Genomic DNA, 17,528 nt, shown 5'->3' with positions numbered 1-17,528 from the left:
TAGCGCAGCCCTCCTGAGCAAACATTACGGCTGAACGTTTGCAGCTTGTGCAGCTAGCGTGCGGCAAATACCACTTAGCGTTGACCAGCTTTGAACGTCTGCTTCAGAAGTCGATGTCATTTCTTGTAGTTTTAATACGTTATTCATGTTTTTCTCCAAAGTATTGAATGTTTAGTTAAGTTACTGTTTGGCAAATTACGCTGTGAATACTCCAAAGGTTATCTTCTGGCTTATTGCTTTGCGGTAATTGCTGTAATTTCAAAATATTGTTCATTTTCGTTCTCTATATTCCATTTTAGTTTTTTCGTTTGTTGCTAAACATGATGACAAAACCTAATTTTTATTAAACTGTAAGAATTGACATGTTTTGTTTTTAAACGTCTTTCTTACCACCTGTGCTTAGCGAGCAAAATCATATTATTAAAAAACCAAAAATCGAGTAACTGTTATTTCTTACAGAGAAAATAAAAAATAAAAAACCTGTCAAAAACAACAGGAAGATATATAAAAACATTAAAATAGAATAAACAAAAAAGGAGAACGAAATGAAAAAACATATAAAAGCAATATTAATATTGGCAATAACTTTATCTGGATGTTCAAACACATCAAATATAAGAAGTAATGAATTAAATAAATACAAACCTGAATTTATTAAAAAAGAGTTAAGTAACGGGTTAACGGTAATAGCGCACCAAGATAGCCGAGCGCCATTGGTAACCGTAAATCTTTGGTACAAGGTGGGTGCAAAAGATGAGCAAGCAAAACAGAGTGGCTTTGCCCACTTGTTTGAACATTTAATGTTTACGGGATCTAAGCATGCTCCAGATAATCACTTCACCGCTATGCAAAGTTTAGGAGCGCAAGAAGTGAATGGCACAACCAATCACGATCGCACTCGTTATTTTCAGACTATCCCAAAAGGTGCTTTAGATTACACGTTATGGCTAGAAGCCCATAGGATGCAGCACTTAACTCAAGCACTCGACAACACAAAGCTCGAGGCTGAAAAGCAAGTCGTGCAAAAAGAGTATCAGCAACGATATAGCAATCCTTTTAATGTCATGATGCAAACAATGGCACAAGCAGCGTACCCAAGTTCACATCCTTATCATTTACCACCCATCGGTAATATCGACGATGTTAAAACCGCTTCGTTGGATACAGTAACTCAATGGTTTAAGCAATATTATAAGCCCAATAACGCAGTGCTTGTGTTGTCCGGAGATCTCGATCCTATCCATGCCATCGAAAAGGTTGAGGCACATTTTAGCGCCATCTCAGCTGGACCTATCCCTATTAGCTACCAGCAATTGGCCGTTCCAAGTGTTGCTAAAAAACACCTTGTAACCACACATACACTGGATACACGCCAGCTACTTTTTTCTTGGCATGTGCCAGGCCGGAATACGCGTTATAACGAAACGTTTAACTTACTGGCAAAAGTGTTAAATAATCCAGATAGTAGCTACCTTCACCAAAAGCTTGTAGAAGAGCTTAAGCTTGCTCATTCTATTTCGTTTATGCACACCGAGCGCCAACTCTCAAGCCAGTTTGTCATAGCTGCAGAGTTGGCACCAAATATCACGACACAGCAATTAGAAAAAGCGCTGTTTGAAGCGCTCACAGCGTTGCAAAGTGAGCAAGATATGGCTGACGCATTAGCGAAAGCGGCTGAAGAATATGCCATTGAAGTTGCCAAACAGAGCGATATGATTAGTGGACAGTCTGGCAGAGCACACTTACTTGCTGCGGGTGAAGTTTACTATAACGATCCGCATTACTATTTTACTCGACAGCAAAAGCATCAAAATCTGACATGGCATGATCTCGTTGACGCAACACAAACTTGGTTGCAGCCGTCAAAAGCACTCACGATTTCTTACCTACCTGAACAATTAACGATACCAACCACCGAGTTGATAACAACTCCACCAGCAATTATCGAAACACCAGGACCAGCGCTACAATCGTTACACTCAAAAAATATTGGTGACAAGCAACTTGTGCACCTTGAACAGTCAAGCGATACAGAGTTTGCTCTAACTCTATCATCGAATATTGGATTTCTAAACGAGCCAACTCAGTTGCAGGGTATAACCGCGATATTAGCCAAAGCACTAAAAGCAAATGCGCTAACACAAGGCATAAACTTGAATACAAACCGCCATGCCCATACTACACATTTCAGTGTTGTCGCTCCAAATCAGCATAAAAATAAAGTGATGCAGTACCTTTTCAGTCTCAAAAGTGGCAAGGTCCAGCTCTCCAACTCTCAATTTAATGAAGCTAAACAACATGTGCTAAATTATCTTGCACGTCTACAAGGAGATATGGAAAGCACGGCACTCGATGAAATATCGAACGTATTGCTTTTTGATGCTACCTTAGCACCGCTATCCGGCTTTGGACGCGTAGAGGCGGTCAAAGAACTACAGCTGAGCGATGCCAATAACTACCTTCGCTTACTTTTCAATGAGAGCTTATCCACGTATACCTCTGTGGGTAATGAGAACATCGATCAACAATTAGATTATATTGCACCACTTCATCAGCATAGAGCTGACACCAAGCAGTCTTTCATTACGCGTTTACTGACGGATCATCAGCACCCACACCCTGATATACATATCATCGATAGACCAGAGATGAAACAAACCCTTATTGTCGCGGCACATGTGTTAAGTAATGGCGTCAATCAAAAAGCGAGAACGGCAAACGCACTGCTTGGCAGTGGTCCAACATCACGATTAAACCAGCTGATTAGGAGCGAAAAGCAATGGTCTTATGGAGGAGTAACCAAGCTTACACCTCTCACAACCCAACACACCCTATTTACCTTGATGGCACCCGTTACACCTAATGCTATGGGCGCAGCGTTGACTGAACTAAAAGCGCTTCTACAATCCCCCCTCAGTAGCGAACTTACTCCAAACGAATTGGCTCAAAGCAAACGCCAGAGTAAGGTTAGATTCACTAACTTACTGAGCAATAAAGCTAATTTAAGTTCATTTTTAGCCCTATCTGCTGAGCTTAATACTTTAAATGAGTTGGTTGATTTTGATTCTACACTACGGGCTATCTCATTGCAGAGCACCTCTGAAGCGATGAAAACCTTAACCAACGCCACCAATACACAGTGGATACTGATCGGTGACCGAACCAAAATAGAGACTCAGCTAGCCGCAAACTTTGTAAATTCAAAAATATAATCTTTTGTTTTATAAGGCTCTTTTTAGAGCCTTATAAAATGCTGTCATTTCTACCAGTTATATACCCTAAGCACAAAAAGTAATCTTGTATCTCAGTTCATCATCATATGACATTGAAGGTAAATATGGATACCAAGATCGAAAAACCAAAGTCAAAGAAAAGATTGAAAGTCGCTATGGGCCTGTTCGGGACATCCACCGCGATGATAGCCCTGTACTCTATGCAAGCACTTTCAATCCCAAGTAGCACGCAATCAGTTCCCTTCAACAGTATCTCAATTAGTACCGTGAAACAGGGCTCATTTACCAATAACTTGCCGCTTAGAGGTCAAGTAGAGCCGCGTAAAACAATCTATCTTGATGTTAAATCTGGCGGTGTGATTGAAGAGGTTTTTGTTGAGCCAGGCACATCCGTAGAAGCGGGAACACCTATCGCGAGACTATCCAATACAGATCTACAGCTTCAGGTGATCAGTCGAGAAGCACAAGTTACTGAGCAATTGAATTTTTTGCGTAATACAGAAATGGAGATGGAAACAAGCCGTCTGAACATTAAACGCGACATTATCGAGCTGGAGTTTCAGGTAACGCAGTTGCAACGCAAACTGGCTCATACTGAAAAATTAGCAAAAAAAGGCCTAGTCTCTCGAGAAGAACTTACCGAGCGTCAAGATGAGTTAGTGTATTACAAAAAGCAATTAGCACTGTCTTTGGAGCGCCAAAAAGCTGATGAAAAAATTCGCTCCGTTCAGCGAGAGCAACTAGAGAGCGGCAAACAGATGCTTGAACGCAATTTAGAGTACGCCAGACTAAATTTAGAAAACTTAGTTATCAAATCCCCCACTTCGGGATATCTGAGTCAACTTGATGCCGAGATCGGAGAATCAAAAGTGTCAGGCTCTCGACTTGGGCAAATCGATTTACCCAATGACAATATCCTTTCAGTTCGAGTAGACGAATATTACTTAAACATCATCCAAAAAGGCATGCAAGCTAACATTGATGTGGCAGGTAAAAAGTACACAACGCAGGTATCTAAAATAGATAGCCAAGTTGATAACTCCCAATTTTATATTGAAGTAGATATTCCCACTGGCGTTGAGAATATAAAACGAGGACAAACTTTGGACGTTGAGTTAGTGATTGGTGATGAAAATAAAAATGCGATGCTATTAAAAAGAGGCGCGTTTTTTTCTGACACTGGTGGAAATTGGGTTTTTGTTTTAAATGATGACAACACCGCAGAACGAAGAAAAATAAAAATATCAGGGAAAGATAAAAGCAACTTCCAGATTAAAGACGGATTAAAAAATGGTGAAAAAGTCATCACATCGAGTTATGCACATTTCAACAACGCAGAAAAGTTAATATTAAAATAACAAATGGAATAAAGAGAATGATTAAATTAAAAAATCTTGTAAAAAGCTATATAACCGAAGATATAAAAACAACTGCTATTAATGATATAAATTTGGAAATAAACAGCGGTGACTTTGTATCAATTATGGGCCCTTCAGGCTGTGGTAAGTCAACTCTCCTGTCGATACTGGGCATGCTAGATAGCCCATGCCAGGGAGAATATCTATTTAATGATAAGAACTTGGCCAACTTAAAAGAAAGTCAGCTAAGCGATATTCGCAAAGCGAATCTAGGCTTTGTCTTCCAAAGCTTCAACCTGATTGATGAACTTACGGTGTTTGAGAACGTTGCACTGCCTTTGATGTATAACAACGCAGATAAAGCCCTACAAAAAGAACGCGTCAATGCCTTGCTTGAACGCTTTGATATCGCCCACAGAGCAAATCATTTACCGCAGCAACTGTCAGGAGGTCAGCAGCAGCGCGTTGCTATCGCTCGTGCTCTGGCAACAAACCCAAAGCTAATTTTAGCTGATGAACCTACCGGTAACCTAGATTCAAAAAATGGTGCTGAGGTAATGAAGCTACTCAGTGAACTGAATAGAGAAGGAACGACCATTATAATGGTGACGCACTCAGAACAAGACGCGCAGTATGGTAATAAAATCATCAAACTACTCGATGGTAAGATTCACCATAATCGCCCTATTGAGGTGCTGGAGGTGGAGTGTGCTTAAGCTACAATTCATCACGGCTGTTCGACTACTAAACAAGTACCGCCAACATTCTATTTTAAACATTATAGGTCTCGCTTTTGGCTTAGCTGCAGCAATTTTAGTCTTTTTATATGCTTCCTATGAAACGAGTTACGACAAATTTCATCCAGCCCCAGAGCACACATACCGTGTAGCGCAAAACTGGCCTTCTCTGGGACTAAACGCTCCGGTAAGCAGTTCCGCAATGAACCCACACTTCTCGGCTGTAGAAGGCGTTACGGATATCTTAAACCTTATCCACATGAGCCCAGTGATTAACAATGAAATTAAAATCAATGATAGTCCTCTCAAATTAGAGAACTTGTATGCAACCACGGCAAATTTTGCTGAGTTCTTTACACTCGAAGTGGTAGCAGGTGATCTCGATAAAACCCTTACTACCCCAAATTATATAGCATTATCCCAATCGCAAGCTTTGCGCCTTTTTGGTGAAACGTCAGTATTGGGTAAAACACTTGATAATGAGCAAGTTACATGGACCGTAGGTGCTATATTCAAAGATTTGCCAGAAAACACTCATTTGAAAATAGACTTTTTGACAAGCATACAAGTACAGCTGCTAGGTGAGCCAAATCCACTTGGCAACGACAGTTTCACCTATGTCAAAGTTGAACAACAGCAGTACGTTGCAAACATTGCCGCACAGTACACGCAGCTATACAACGATGTAGTTTATCGTGGCGAAAATATGGTTGAAGTTTCACTCCAACGCTTGAGTGATATTTACCTATCGGCGAACTCTCGATTTGAGATGAAAGTTCATGGTTCTCAGTTTATCGTTGATGTCTGCATTGGCCTGACATTTTTACTCATCGCTATCGCCTCTATTAACTTTATCAATATGAGCACTGCTCAGGCGGTATTGAGAGCCAAAGAAGTGGGTGTAAAAAAGGCAATGGGGGCCTCTAAACAGAGCCTGATCACACAGTTTTTATGTGAGTCTTTGGTGATCTCAACCATCGCAACCATACTTGCAGCCATTGTGGCCATTACATTATTACCTTGGTTTAATGCAGTGATTGAAAAGGAACTTAGCTTTGATATCACGCCAGTAAGCATTTTATTCTTATTAGGGATTGATTTGGTGGTCGGCTTAATCGCGGGTTTATACCCAGCCTTCTTCTTAACGGCATTTGATGCCAAACGTGTTTTAAGTGGTGATCTCACTCGTGGAACCACTGCTGTAAGGATCAGAAAAGCACTTATGATATTACAGGCGTCTTTATCCATTGCACTAATTATTGGCGCATTTATCTTACATCAGCAATTAAATTATATGACTACCATAGAGACGGGTTATCAAAAAGAAAATCGTCTAGAAATCTCTGGTATCAATCGCGCTGTTCTTTTCGATAACCCGGACAGCAACCTGGCACGTGCATTTTCGCAATTACCATTTGTCGACTCAGCGACAATTTCTGACACCTCTTTGACTAAATCAATAAACACCTCTGCCAGACTTCTTTGGCCTGGTGCAGATCAGGATGTGCCTATTCTACCTTTTATTGGTACAGGTTTTGATCCAGTGAAAACACAAGGCTTAACCTTACTTCATGGCCGAGACTTCAGTGCGACCTACACATCTGATTGGCATGCCGTTGATACACAAGGAAATGAGACAGCAAGCATTATTATCAGTGAATCTGTCGCACGTATGGCTGGCGGCAGTGATCTGGCAAGCTTAGTGGGTGAAACTTGGACATTTACCACTGGCGAGGAATCTGATCTGATGATCCGTGTAAAGGTTGTCGGTATCGTCTCAGATTTGACAATTGGTTCCGCAAAGCATGGAGCATCCCCTAGTTTCTTCATCTGTGGTTATAGCTGGATGAATGAAGGGAATGTTGTCCTGAATTTTAACACCCCTATCACTCCAATCCATAAAAGCGAAGTAACGGAATTCGCTCAGACGAGATTCAATTTGTTTAACCTGCCAATGAATGAGGTTCATTACAACTATGAAAATCTGTACAAATCAGATCGTAAAACGGCCCATATTGTCGCAGTATTCTCCGTCTTAGTTGTGATACTGACTTGTGTTGGTATCTTTGGTCTATGTTCATTCTCAGCAAATCGTCGTCAAAAGGAAATTGCAGTACGTAAGGTATTAGGTGCTTCTAAATTATCGTTAATGAACTTACTTGCAAAAGAATTCGTTGTGCTGACCGTGATCAGTGCAGCAATTGCATTCCCTCTCACCTATATGGTCACATCGGATTGGTTAGCTGGGTTTAATATCAGGATTGAGCAACCTTGGTTTATCTATATCACTGCACTGATGCTAGTCAGTACAATAGTTTGGCTTACGGTTGCAAGTATCGCTTATAAAACAGCATCAACAAGGCCTGCAAACAGCCTACGCTACGAATAGCGACCTCGCGAGCTCTACTCAGTCTGGAGCTCGCTCACTTTCAGGTTATTTCGCTACTGAAACATTTAATAGATGATTATTTTGCAGTCGCTTTGCGTAAACGTAGACCTGCCCCTTCACTGCACCAGTAAAAATACCAAAAAAAGAATCCGTTTTGCGCTCAACATCCAATAACTTCGTCACCGTTAAGCTTCTCAAATCCATCTTGCTAATACTATTCCCCGAGCTGAAGTAAACAAACTCATTCGTCATAGACCAGCTTAGATGCGTGATATCAGACAAGTCTAACAACACCTGCTCACTACCATTTTCAAGTTCTCGTTTTATTAGTCTGTAACTTTTATCAAAGTAGTACAAATAGTCTTCATCTATCATTCGAGCAGAATGAATACCTTTTTTGGTTAGACGCACAAACTTTTGCTCTTTTAGGCTATAGCTCCATGCATCACTAGTATCTTTAATCAACGTCATCAGGATATTGTCATTGAGCCCCCAACTTGCATCTGCGATGGTGTCATTCACTGTGATGCTCTCTACAATATTAAGATTATCCATTGAGATTATTTCTAATTGATTTTGATAGGCAACTAGAAGCTGACTGTCATCTGGTGACAAAACAATGTCCACTATCTCAGTCGTTGGTAGTGAAAGCAATTTGGTACGCGCCCCATCAATCATTTTCCAAAGCGACTGATTTCTTGCGCCCCTTGTTAGGAAGATACCGCCATTTGCACGGTTAAATGGTGCCACCAAGGACTCAGTTACATCTGACACTGAGAAAGGGGTGAGTAACGGCGTTGAGGTACTTTCGTCAACCTGATAAATATTACCATCCAGTAATTTTGTCGAAAATATTAACTGCTCAGCTGACACCACCATAGCGCTATGCATTTCCTTTTCGAGTGGAAAATACACACTAGATACTATTTTACTGGCAAGCTCATATGTCATGAGCTTGTTTTCATTGTCATCAAACCACATGACTTTTGCATCATCATCAGACCAGTCGACAGAGCGCAGTCTGTAGTTTAATCGCACTAATATTTCTTGATCACTGCCATCTGCATTAGCCTTAAAAATAGCCGTGCCATTTTTGATAGAGCGTAAAAATAAGATTTCGTTCTTACTATTAGATAACTTAACGTAAAAGTCTCCGCTAAAGCGAATATTCGGTGAGGTAACTTGAAATTCTGTCCCACTGACTAGGTCTTTACTAAAGATAGCTGAAATATACGGTCGATCACGATAGTCATACTTTGTGTATAACAGTGTATTTTCTACACTGGTCACACTCATTCTGCGCTCTGCATGGCAATCCCAAACTTTAGTATGCTCCGCATCTGTTGAGTCAGGCATGAATGTGGCAGACCACAGCTCACATACCTTATTTTCACCTATCCTACTGATCTGATAGTACAAACGTAAACTGTCTGCCGCCCATCCTGTCGGCATCACATTAGCGCCCTCTCGCTCTACCAGTTTGATGTTCTGTAGGGATTTCATATCTTTCACGTATAAGGCTGAATTACGATCGCCTTCAGCTAGAAATGAATAAGCTAAAAACCTTCCACCCAAAGATAAGTCTTGAAACGCGACCGAGCCTTTGCTCCACGTTAGTATCTCTTTATCTAATTGCGTGATGTACTCTTTGTTTTTAACAAGCTCAGAGGAAGGATCAATTTCTTCTGTTATTAGAGGTAATTGATCTTTGAGCATGACGCCTGCGACCACACAGATGGCTATAGCCACTCCTCCCCAGATGTACTTAGTAATGGGCGTGCGTGACGGCGATAAATTTGCAGAGCTAGGAGCTGGCTTGTGAGTGATAGTTGGCGCTATGGGTTCTGGCCTAGTATTACTAGCGTCAGTCTGCGTACCTTTATAGATAACCTCAGCATCTAGCACAAAGCTGTAACCAGTACGGTAGTGAGTTTTTAATGTCTGACCACGTTGCTTTTCTGATTTAAGTGCTTTTCTCAATTCTGAAATTGCGCGGTTTATCGCATTATCATCCACATACGGCTGTTGCCATACCTCGTCCGATAACTCTTGGCGCGTGACAATACGATTGCTGTTTTCAATAAAGTATAACAGCATCCTAAATAGTAACGGTTCTAACTCCCTTTCTATTTTATCGTTGTCAGTAAGTAAGTGTCTATCTGGATATATCGTCCAAGATTCCAGTTTTATTTTTTCTATATTTTTACAAAACGCAACAATATTCATATTATTTTTGAGGATACAGGAATAAAAGCAGAGTAAGTATGTAAAAGCGCCTCAACAGCGACTAGAGCTGGTGCTTTAATACAATACATCCAAGTTATGCACGCCACGATATTTAGTCAATCAAAAGGCCTTTAAACTATACTATTTTAAATAGCTCTCAATGTGAACAACTCTTCTCTTATAATTGACGAATACATACCAACAAAATAACAATGAGTTTCAAATACACCCATTAAATTGCTAATTTTTACCTAAAAGCAACAGTGTTTTGAGCTTAATTGCAAAAGTGAGGAAATAATATAGGGTTATGTTGGGGATAGCTAAGAGTGGATTGAATAACAAACAAAAAACCCACGCAATGCGTGGGTTTTTGATAACCAGATAGGCGGCTGCTTATTTGCGCAGCTGGCGTAGAAGGCGTAGTTGAGCAAGAGCTTCTTCAAGCTGCAATGCCGCACGCTGATAATCCAGCTCGCTTGCAGTGCCAGAAGCTAATTGCGCCTGCGCTTCACGTTTAGCTTCTTCAGCAGCTTGCTCATCAATTTCATCCGCACGAATAGCTACGTCCGCAAGGACGGTAACTGTTTTCGGTTGAACTTCAAGCGTACCGCCGGCAACGTAGATAACTTCTTCTGAGCTATCTGCTTTAACCAAACGTACCATACCAGGTTTTAGGCCAGTCAGTAGTGGCGCGTGGCCAGGGTGAATACCAAGTTCACCTTCACTACCTGTCACTTGAATCGTAGCCACTTCGCCAGAGAATAAACTCTGCTCTGCACTTACTACGTCAAGGTGTACTGTCATTGCCATAACAACCTCCTAATTACATGTTTTTAGCTTTATCAACTGCTTCGTCGATTGAGCCAACCATGTAGAATGCCTGCTCAGGCATATCATCGTAATCACCGTTTAGGATGCCCTTAAAGCCAGAGATTGTGTCTTTAAGAGATACGTATTTACCAGGTGCACCTGTAAATACCTCAGCAACGAAGAATGGCTGAGATAGGAAACGCTGGATCTTACGTGCACGAGATACTACTTGCTTATCTTCGTCAGATAGCTCGTCCATACCTAGAATTGCGATGATGTCTTTCAGCTCTTTATAACGCTGAAGAACTGTCTGAACGCCACGTGCTGTGTCGTAGTGCTCTTGACCGATAACTTGTGGGTCAAGCTGACGTGAAGTTGAATCTAGAGGGTCTACCGCAGGGTAAATACCTAGAGACGCGATATCACGAGAAAGTACTACTGTCGCATCTAAGTGAGCAAACGTCGTTGCTGGAGATGGGTCAGTCAAGTCATCCGCAGGTACGTATACCGCTTGGATTGAAGTGATTGAACCTGTCTTAGTTGATGCGATACGCTCCTGTAGAACACCCATTTCTTCAGCTAGTGTAGGCTGGTAACCTACTGCTGAAGGCATACGGCCTAGAAGTGCTGATACTTCAGTACCTGCTAGTGTATAACGGTAGATGTTATCTACGAAGAATAGTACGTCACGACCTTCGTCACGGAACTTCTCAGCCATTGTAAGACCAGTTAGTGCAACACGTAGACGGTTACCCGGTGGCTCGTTCATCTGACCGTATACTAGTGATACTTTGTCTAGTACGTTTGAGTCGTTCATCTCATGATAGAAGTCATTACCCTCACGAGTACGCTCACCAACACCTGCGAATACTGAGTAACCGCTGTGCTCGATTGCGATGTTACGGATAAGTTCCATCATGTTTACGGTTTTACCTACACCCGCACCACCGAATAGACCAACTTTACCACCTTTAGCGAATGGACATACAAGGTCGATAACCTTGATACCAGTCTCTAGAAGTTCAACTGAGTTGCTCTGCTCTTCGTATGATGGTGCTGCACGGTGAATAGACCAACGCTCTTCTTCACCAATAGGGCCCGCTTCATCAATTGCATCACCAAGTACGTTCATGATACGACCTAGTGTTGCTGTACCAACTGGAACCTTAATTGGCTCAGCTGTACCTTGTACTGGAGTACCACGACGTAGACCGTCAGTACTACCTAGTGCGATACCACGTACCACACCGCCACCTAGCTGCTGTTGCACTTCTAGTGTCAAACCAGCTAAGTCGCCTTCTGTAACTTTTAGTGCGTCATATACGGCTGGCACGTTGTCTTGTGGAAACTCGATGTCCACAACGGCGCCGATAATTTGGACGACCTTACCTAAACTCATGTCTATTCCTCTTATTAAACTTTGCCGAAGCGTTATACGGCAGCCGAACCGCTCACAATCTCACTAATTTCTTGTGTGATTGCGGCCTGACGTGCCTTGTTGTATACCAGCTGTAGCTCATCAATCAGGCCACCTGCATTATCTGTTGCGGCTTTCATCGCAACCATACGGGCAGCTTGTTCAGAGGCAGCATTCTCAACTACACCTTGGTAGACCTGAGACTCAATAAAGCGCACTAATAGCGTCTCTAAAATCGCCTCTGGGCTTGGCTCATATAGATAATCCCAAGCGTGAGCTGATACATCTTCTTCAGCTTTTGGCAAAGGTAATAACTGATCGATAACAGGCTCTTGTTTCATTGTGTTGACAAACTGGTTGTACACAACAAATAAGCGGTCAATTTTGCCTTCTTCAAATGCTTTAAGCATTACTTTTACAGGACCAATAATATCCTGAACTGAAGGCGTATCTCCTAACCCGGTCTTCTTGGCTTCTAGCTCACCGCCAAAACGCTTAAAGAAACCAGCAGCCTTGCTGCCTAGAGCTGCGAACGTTGCCTCAACCCCTTTGTCTTTCCACGCTTTTGCGTCTCTTACTACTTTTTTGAACTCGTTTGAGTTCAAACCACCACATAGACCACGGTCTGTAGAGATAACAATATAACCAACTCGCTTCACTTCGCGTTCTTGTAAGAACGGATGAGTGAAGTCAAGATTAGCCTGAGCAACACGACCGATCACTTTGCGTAAGTTTTCAGCGTATGGACGACTAGACGCTACGCGTTCTTGTGCCTTCTTCATTTTAGAAGCGGCAACCATCTCCATTGCGCTGGTGATCTTTTGAGTATTCTTGATACTCCCGATCTTGCTTTTTATCTCTTTTCCGCTGGCCATGACTCTCTCTCCGAATCTCGGTGAGTAGTTCCCTACTCACCTTAATAACACATTACCAAGTTTGCGTAGATTTGAACTTCTCTAGAAGTTCTTTAAGCTGCGCTTCGATCTCGGCGTTGTAGTTACCAGTTTCATTGATTTGAGCCATTAGCTCTGCGTACTCGCTCTTAGCAAATGCGATTAGGCTTGCTTCAAAATCAAGGATCTTGTTGATTTCGATGCCTTTTAAGAAGCCTTTCTCTACTGCAAATAGCGATAATGACATATCAGCAACAGACATTGGTGCGTACTGTTTCTGCTTCATTAGCTCTGTTACACGCTCACCGTGTTCAAGTTGTGCACGCGTTGCATCGTCAAGGTCAGAAGCGAACTGAGAGAACGCTGCTAGTTCACGGTACTGAGCTAGCGCTAGACGGATACCACCACCTAGTTTCTTAACGATTTTAGTTTGCGCTGCACCACCTACACGAGATACCGAGATACCAGCGTTAACCGCTGGACGGATACCTGCGTTGAACAAGTCAGTTTCCAAGAAGATCTGACCGTCAGTGATTGAGATAACGTTGGTAGGTACGAATGCAGAAACGTCACCACCTTGAGTTTCAATGATTGGCAATGCCGTCAATGAACCTGTTTTACCTTTAACTTCACCATTTGTGAACTTCTCAACGTAGTCAGCGTTTACACGTGACGCACGCTCTAGAAGACGTGAGTGAAGGTAGAATACGTCACCTGGGTATGCTTCACGACCTGGTGGACGCTTAAGTAGTAGTGAGATTTGACGGTAAGCAACAGCTTGCTTAGACAGATCATCATATACGATTAGTGCATCTTCACCGCGGTCACGGAAGTATTCACCCATAGTACAACCAGAGAACGGCGCTAGGAATTGTAGTGCTGCAGATTCTGATGCAGAAGCAACTACTACGATAGTGTTTGCAAGTGCACCGTGCTCTTCTAGTTTACGTACTACGTTTGCAATTGTTGACGCTTTTTGACCAACCGCTACGTACACACACTTAACGCCTGTGTCTTTTTGGTTGATGATAGCATCGATTGCTAGTGCTGTTTTACCAGTCTGACGGTCACCGATCACAAGCTCACGCTGACCACGACCAACTGGGATCATCGCATCGATAGACTTATAACCAGTTTGTACTGGCTCATCTACTGATTGACGCTCGATTACGCCAGGTGCGATTTTTTCAACTGGTTCAAAACCATCGTTATCAACAGCGCCTTTACCGTCGATTGGCTCACCAAGTGTGTTAACAACACGACCAAGTAGACCACGGCCTACTGGTACTTCAAGGATACGACCAGTTGATTTAACTTTTACGCCTTCTTTAAGGTCTGCGTATGGACCCATTACTACAGCACCTACTGAGTCACGCTCAAGGTTTAGTGCGATAGCATAACGGTTGCCAGGAAGCTCGATCATCTCACCCTGCATACAGTCAGCAAGACCGTGGATGCGGATAATACCGTCGGTAACAGATACGATAGTACCTTCGTTACGCGCTTCACTTACAACTTCAAACTGTTCAATGCGTTGCTTGATCAGTGCAGAAATTTCTGTGGAATTAAGTTGCATGCTCTTTTTCCCAATTACGATTGTAGCGACGTCGCAAGACGATCTAATTTGCCGCGAACAGAACCGTCAATTACGGTGTCACCGGCTTTAATCACAAGGCCACTTACAATGGCTTCGTCGATGCTACAATTCAGCTTAACTTTGCGTGCGAAACGTTTCTCAAGTGCCGCGACCAATTTTGCTTGCGCATCATCCGCAAGCGCTGTTGCCGAAACCACATCTACTTCGATTTCTTTGTCATAGTCTGCTTTAAATTCAGCAAACAACTCTGCAACAGCTGGAATGGCAGCTAAACGCTCATTTTCGGCCATCAGCTTGATAAGGTTTTGACCTTGTTCGTTGAGTTGCTCAGCACATAACTTGATAATGATTTCAGACTGCTGTGTTTCAGTAGCAATGCTACCAAGTAGCGCCTGAACCTGTTCGTCGCTGGTAACTTGACCAGCGAAGAACAGCATTTCATTCCAAGCTTCAACTGTGCCTTTTTCAACGGCAAGTTCAAAAGCCGCTTTAGCGTATGGGCGAGCGATAGTAGTCAATTCAGACATGCTCATACCCCCTGCTTAAAGCTCAGCGACAAGTTTTTCAACGATGTCACTGTGTGTGGCTTGATTGATTTCACGCTCTAAAATCTTCTCAGCACCTGCGATAGAAAGTGCAGCGACTTGTGAACGCAGCTCTTCTTTCACACGGTTGCGCTCAGACTCAATTTCAGAGTGTCCCTGAGCAATGATTTTTTCACGCTCTTGCTGACCACGAGTTGTCTCTTCGTCAACAATTAGCGCAGCACGCTTCTTAGCTTGTTCGATGATTTCAGCCGCTTGTGCTTTCGCTTCTTTCAGCTGTTCAGCGCCTTGTGCACGTACGCGCTCAAGTTCTTTTTCAGCTTCATCAGATGCTGCTAAACCATCTTCAATTTTCTTTTGGCGAGCTTCAATCGCACCATTTAGTGGTGGCCATACGAACTTCATACAGAACCATACGAAGACCACAAATGCGATTAATTCACCTATTAGAGTGGCGTTTAAGTTCACGACCGCTCCTCCTTACTTGACAGTTGTTCGTTTCAGGTATTTTGCAATATTAAAGAGCGAACAACATGTACATAGCGATACCTACACCGATCATTGCAACGGCATCGATAAGACCAGCTAGGATGAACATTTTAACTTGTAGTGAAGGCGCAAGCTCAGGCTGACGAGCACATGCTTCTAGGAACTTACCACCCATGTTACCGAAGCCTAGTGCAGTACCGATAGCACCAAAACCGATTAGTAGTGCAACAGCGATAAGTTTAATAGCAACTGCGATTTCCATTTTTATCTCCAAAGTTTTAATAGTAAATTAAAGTTTAAGTTTAAATTTAAGTTGTAAAAATCTTTATTATTCAGCTGATTAGTGACTTTCTGTACTAGCCATGCTGAGGTAAACGATAGTCAGCATCATAAATACGAATGCTTGCAGCACGATTACCATAATGTGGAATACTGCCCACACGAAGTGCAGTGGTAACTGCATCAAACCAATTGCACCGATAAGGATGAAGATCATCTCACCTGCGTATAAGTTACCGAACAAACGTAGTGCTAGCGAGAATGGCTTAGCAACCAATGCGATTGTTTCAAGTAGTAAGTTAAACGGGATCAACACTGCCATCATTAGTTTGTTTTTAGAGCTAAATGGGTGCAATGTTAATTCTGCAATAAAGCCACCGATGCCTTTGATTTTAATTGAATAACCGATCATCAGAATAAACACACCTAGCGCCAGTGCTGCGGTCATGTTTAAATCTGTTGTAGGTACAATCTTCATGTACACATCGTGTGAATCCATACCAAATGCTTGTTCACCAACAAAGCCAGCAAATGCAGGTAGGAAGTCAACTGGAACTAAGTCCATCAAGTTCATTAAGAATACCCAAACGAAAATCGTTAGGGCTAGAGGTGCAACTAACTTGCTGTTACCGTGATATGTGTCACGAACGTTGGCACCAACGAACTCAACAACCATTTCGATAAAGCACTGGAATTTACCAGGAACACCTATAGTGGATTTTTTAGCGGCACTTCGGAAGATCCATAAAAATATTAGACCTAAACCGATTGACCATGCGAGGGTATCTACATGCCATGTCCAGAAACCACTATCCGCACATGCTTTGTTGAAGGCAAGACCGGCATCGGTCGAGCACATCTTGGCATTGGTCAAGTGGTGCTGAATATGGCTTGATAGAGTAACTTCTTCTGCAGCCATGTTTTATCCCAAAAGTTAATGATTAAAAAAAATCAGGACCAACCATTGTGTCAGCATCACGAGCATATAAGCGCCAAAAAAAGGCAGCATCATTACTGAAAAATGCTTAAAAATCAGTGCAAAGAGCACAACAGTTAGCAAAAATTTTAATCCATTTCCTCGTTTTATCGAGGAATATACTTGATTTGCTTTGCTCGCACCCATAAATCGAAAGGCGTAAGCAGCAAATACAAAATTAGGGAGTACCAACACAGCGCCGCCAGCTAACGCTGAAACTCCGGCTTGTACTCCCCAACCTATAAAAACGATTACTGCAGCGACTAATGCTACGATACCCTGAATCAAAACACCTTTTAATGCGGCTCGCCGATATGGGCGGGCTAACGAATGAGTCACTTTATATTAACCTTAATGACGTTAAATTTTATCAGGGTATGAAAACTGGCGAAATTATACTTGTTTCTGCTTAATTTGCAACTTGACGAGACGAAATGTGACGCTTTTTGGACGCCAAATAGGTCAAAATTTGGTAGGGAAGAAAGCTTAAATTAAAGCCTATACAAGAGTGGCTATTTTTCCATCAAAGTTATTAGTATTCTCGCTATTTCACAGCATATCGGTACGGAAATAGCGGCG

Annotated in this window: 15 protein-coding genes; 4 read left to right on the top strand and 11 right to left on the bottom strand. The window is 42.3% G+C overall.

Features of this window, described 5'->3' with window-relative positions; translation table 11 throughout:
• Positions 1-24: 24 nt before the first annotated feature.
• On the bottom strand, positions 25-147 hold the full coding sequence (locus DRB05_RS22785) for a class III lanthipeptide (RefSeq protein ID WP_193554547.1): 123 nt from the start codon (positions 145-147) through the stop codon (positions 25-27).
• 398 nt (positions 148-545) lie between these two features.
• On the opposite strand from DRB05_RS22785, the gene DRB05_RS12245 reads away from it, so the two are divergent.
• The 4 genes from DRB05_RS12245 (at position 546) to DRB05_RS12230 (ending at position 7,717) form a co-directional block, all read left to right on the top strand.
• Entirely contained in the window at positions 546-3,212 is a 2,667-nt protein-coding gene (locus DRB05_RS12245) for a M16 family metallopeptidase (RefSeq protein WP_128727192.1), read from the top strand.
• A gap of 125 nt (positions 3,213-3,337) precedes the next feature.
• A complete protein-coding gene (locus tag DRB05_RS12240) occupies positions 3,338-4,591 on the top strand; it encodes an HlyD family efflux transporter periplasmic adaptor subunit (RefSeq protein WP_128727191.1) in 1,254 nt (417 codons plus the stop codon).
• A gap of 17 nt (positions 4,592-4,608) precedes the next feature.
• Positions 4,609-5,307 (top strand): ABC transporter ATP-binding protein, encoded by a 699-nt coding sequence (locus DRB05_RS12235; protein WP_128727190.1) that lies wholly within the window; start codon positions 4,609-4,611, stop codon positions 5,305-5,307.
• On the top strand, positions 5,300-7,717 hold the full coding sequence (locus DRB05_RS12230; protein WP_161568685.1) for an ABC transporter permease: 2,418 nt from the start codon (positions 5,300-5,302) through the stop codon (positions 7,715-7,717). Before DRB05_RS12235 ends, DRB05_RS12230 begins: the two co-directional genes overlap by 8 nt.
• 45 nt (positions 7,718-7,762) lie before the next feature.
• On the opposite strand, the gene DRB05_RS12225 is transcribed toward DRB05_RS12230, so the two are convergent.
• The 10 genes from DRB05_RS12225 to DRB05_RS12180 form a co-directional block, all read right to left on the bottom strand.
• Positions 7,763-9,943 carry a winged helix-turn-helix domain-containing protein gene (locus tag DRB05_RS12225; protein ID WP_128727188.1) on the bottom strand — a complete coding sequence of 727 codons (2,181 nt, stop codon included), beginning with the start codon at positions 9,941-9,943 and terminating at the stop codon, positions 7,763-7,765.
• A 393-nt stretch (positions 9,944-10,336) separates the two neighbouring features.
• Positions 10,337-10,753: a F0F1 ATP synthase subunit epsilon gene (locus DRB05_RS12220; RefSeq protein WP_125253641.1), complete on the bottom strand. Its 417-nt coding sequence runs from the start codon at positions 10,751-10,753 to the stop codon at positions 10,337-10,339.
• Between the two features lie 13 nt (positions 10,754-10,766).
• A complete protein-coding gene (atpD, locus tag DRB05_RS12215) occupies positions 10,767-12,152 on the bottom strand; it encodes a F0F1 ATP synthase subunit beta (protein WP_125253642.1) in 1,386 nt (461 codons plus the stop codon).
• A gap of 32 nt (positions 12,153-12,184) precedes the next feature.
• Positions 12,185-13,045, bottom strand: a complete 861-nt coding sequence (atpG, locus tag DRB05_RS12210) for a F0F1 ATP synthase subunit gamma (RefSeq protein WP_125253643.1) — start codon at positions 13,043-13,045, stop codon at positions 12,185-12,187.
• Positions 13,046-13,097: 52 nt separating this feature from the next.
• The gene (gene atpA, locus DRB05_RS12205; protein ID WP_128727187.1) at positions 13,098-14,639 is read right to left on the bottom strand and encodes a F0F1 ATP synthase subunit alpha; all 1,542 of its coding nucleotides are present in this window, start codon (positions 14,637-14,639) and stop codon (positions 13,098-13,100) included.
• A gap of 14 nt (positions 14,640-14,653) precedes the next feature.
• Positions 14,654-15,187 carry a F0F1 ATP synthase subunit delta gene (gene atpH / locus DRB05_RS12200; protein ID WP_125253645.1) on the bottom strand — a complete coding sequence of 178 codons (534 nt, stop codon included), beginning with the start codon at positions 15,185-15,187 and terminating at the stop codon, positions 14,654-14,656.
• A 15-nt stretch (positions 15,188-15,202) separates the two neighbouring features.
• Complete coding sequence (gene atpF / locus DRB05_RS12195) at positions 15,203-15,673, bottom strand: F0F1 ATP synthase subunit B (protein ID WP_010376882.1); 471 nt, start codon at positions 15,671-15,673, stop codon at positions 15,203-15,205.
• A 49-nt stretch (positions 15,674-15,722) separates the two neighbouring features.
• Positions 15,723-15,956: a F0F1 ATP synthase subunit C gene (gene atpE, locus DRB05_RS12190; RefSeq protein WP_010376881.1), complete on the bottom strand. Its 234-nt coding sequence runs from the start codon at positions 15,954-15,956 to the stop codon at positions 15,723-15,725.
• 78 nt (positions 15,957-16,034) lie between these two features.
• On the bottom strand, positions 16,035-16,892 hold the full coding sequence (gene atpB / locus DRB05_RS12185) for a F0F1 ATP synthase subunit A (RefSeq protein ID WP_010376880.1): 858 nt from the start codon (positions 16,890-16,892) through the stop codon (positions 16,035-16,037).
• 15 nt (positions 16,893-16,907) lie between these two features.
• Positions 16,908-17,288 (bottom strand): ATP synthase subunit I, encoded by a 381-nt coding sequence (locus DRB05_RS12180; protein WP_128727186.1) that lies wholly within the window; start codon positions 17,286-17,288, stop codon positions 16,908-16,910.
• Positions 17,289-17,528 lie beyond the last annotated feature (240 nt).

Origin of the sequence: Pseudoalteromonas sp. A757 (genome assembly GCF_004103285.1) — a bacterium.
Taxonomy (GTDB): Bacteria; Pseudomonadota; Gammaproteobacteria; order Enterobacterales; family Alteromonadaceae; genus Pseudoalteromonas; species Pseudoalteromonas galatheae.
Note: the sequence above shows the minus strand (reverse complement) of the source record. Positions and strands in the feature narration are given on the sequence as shown.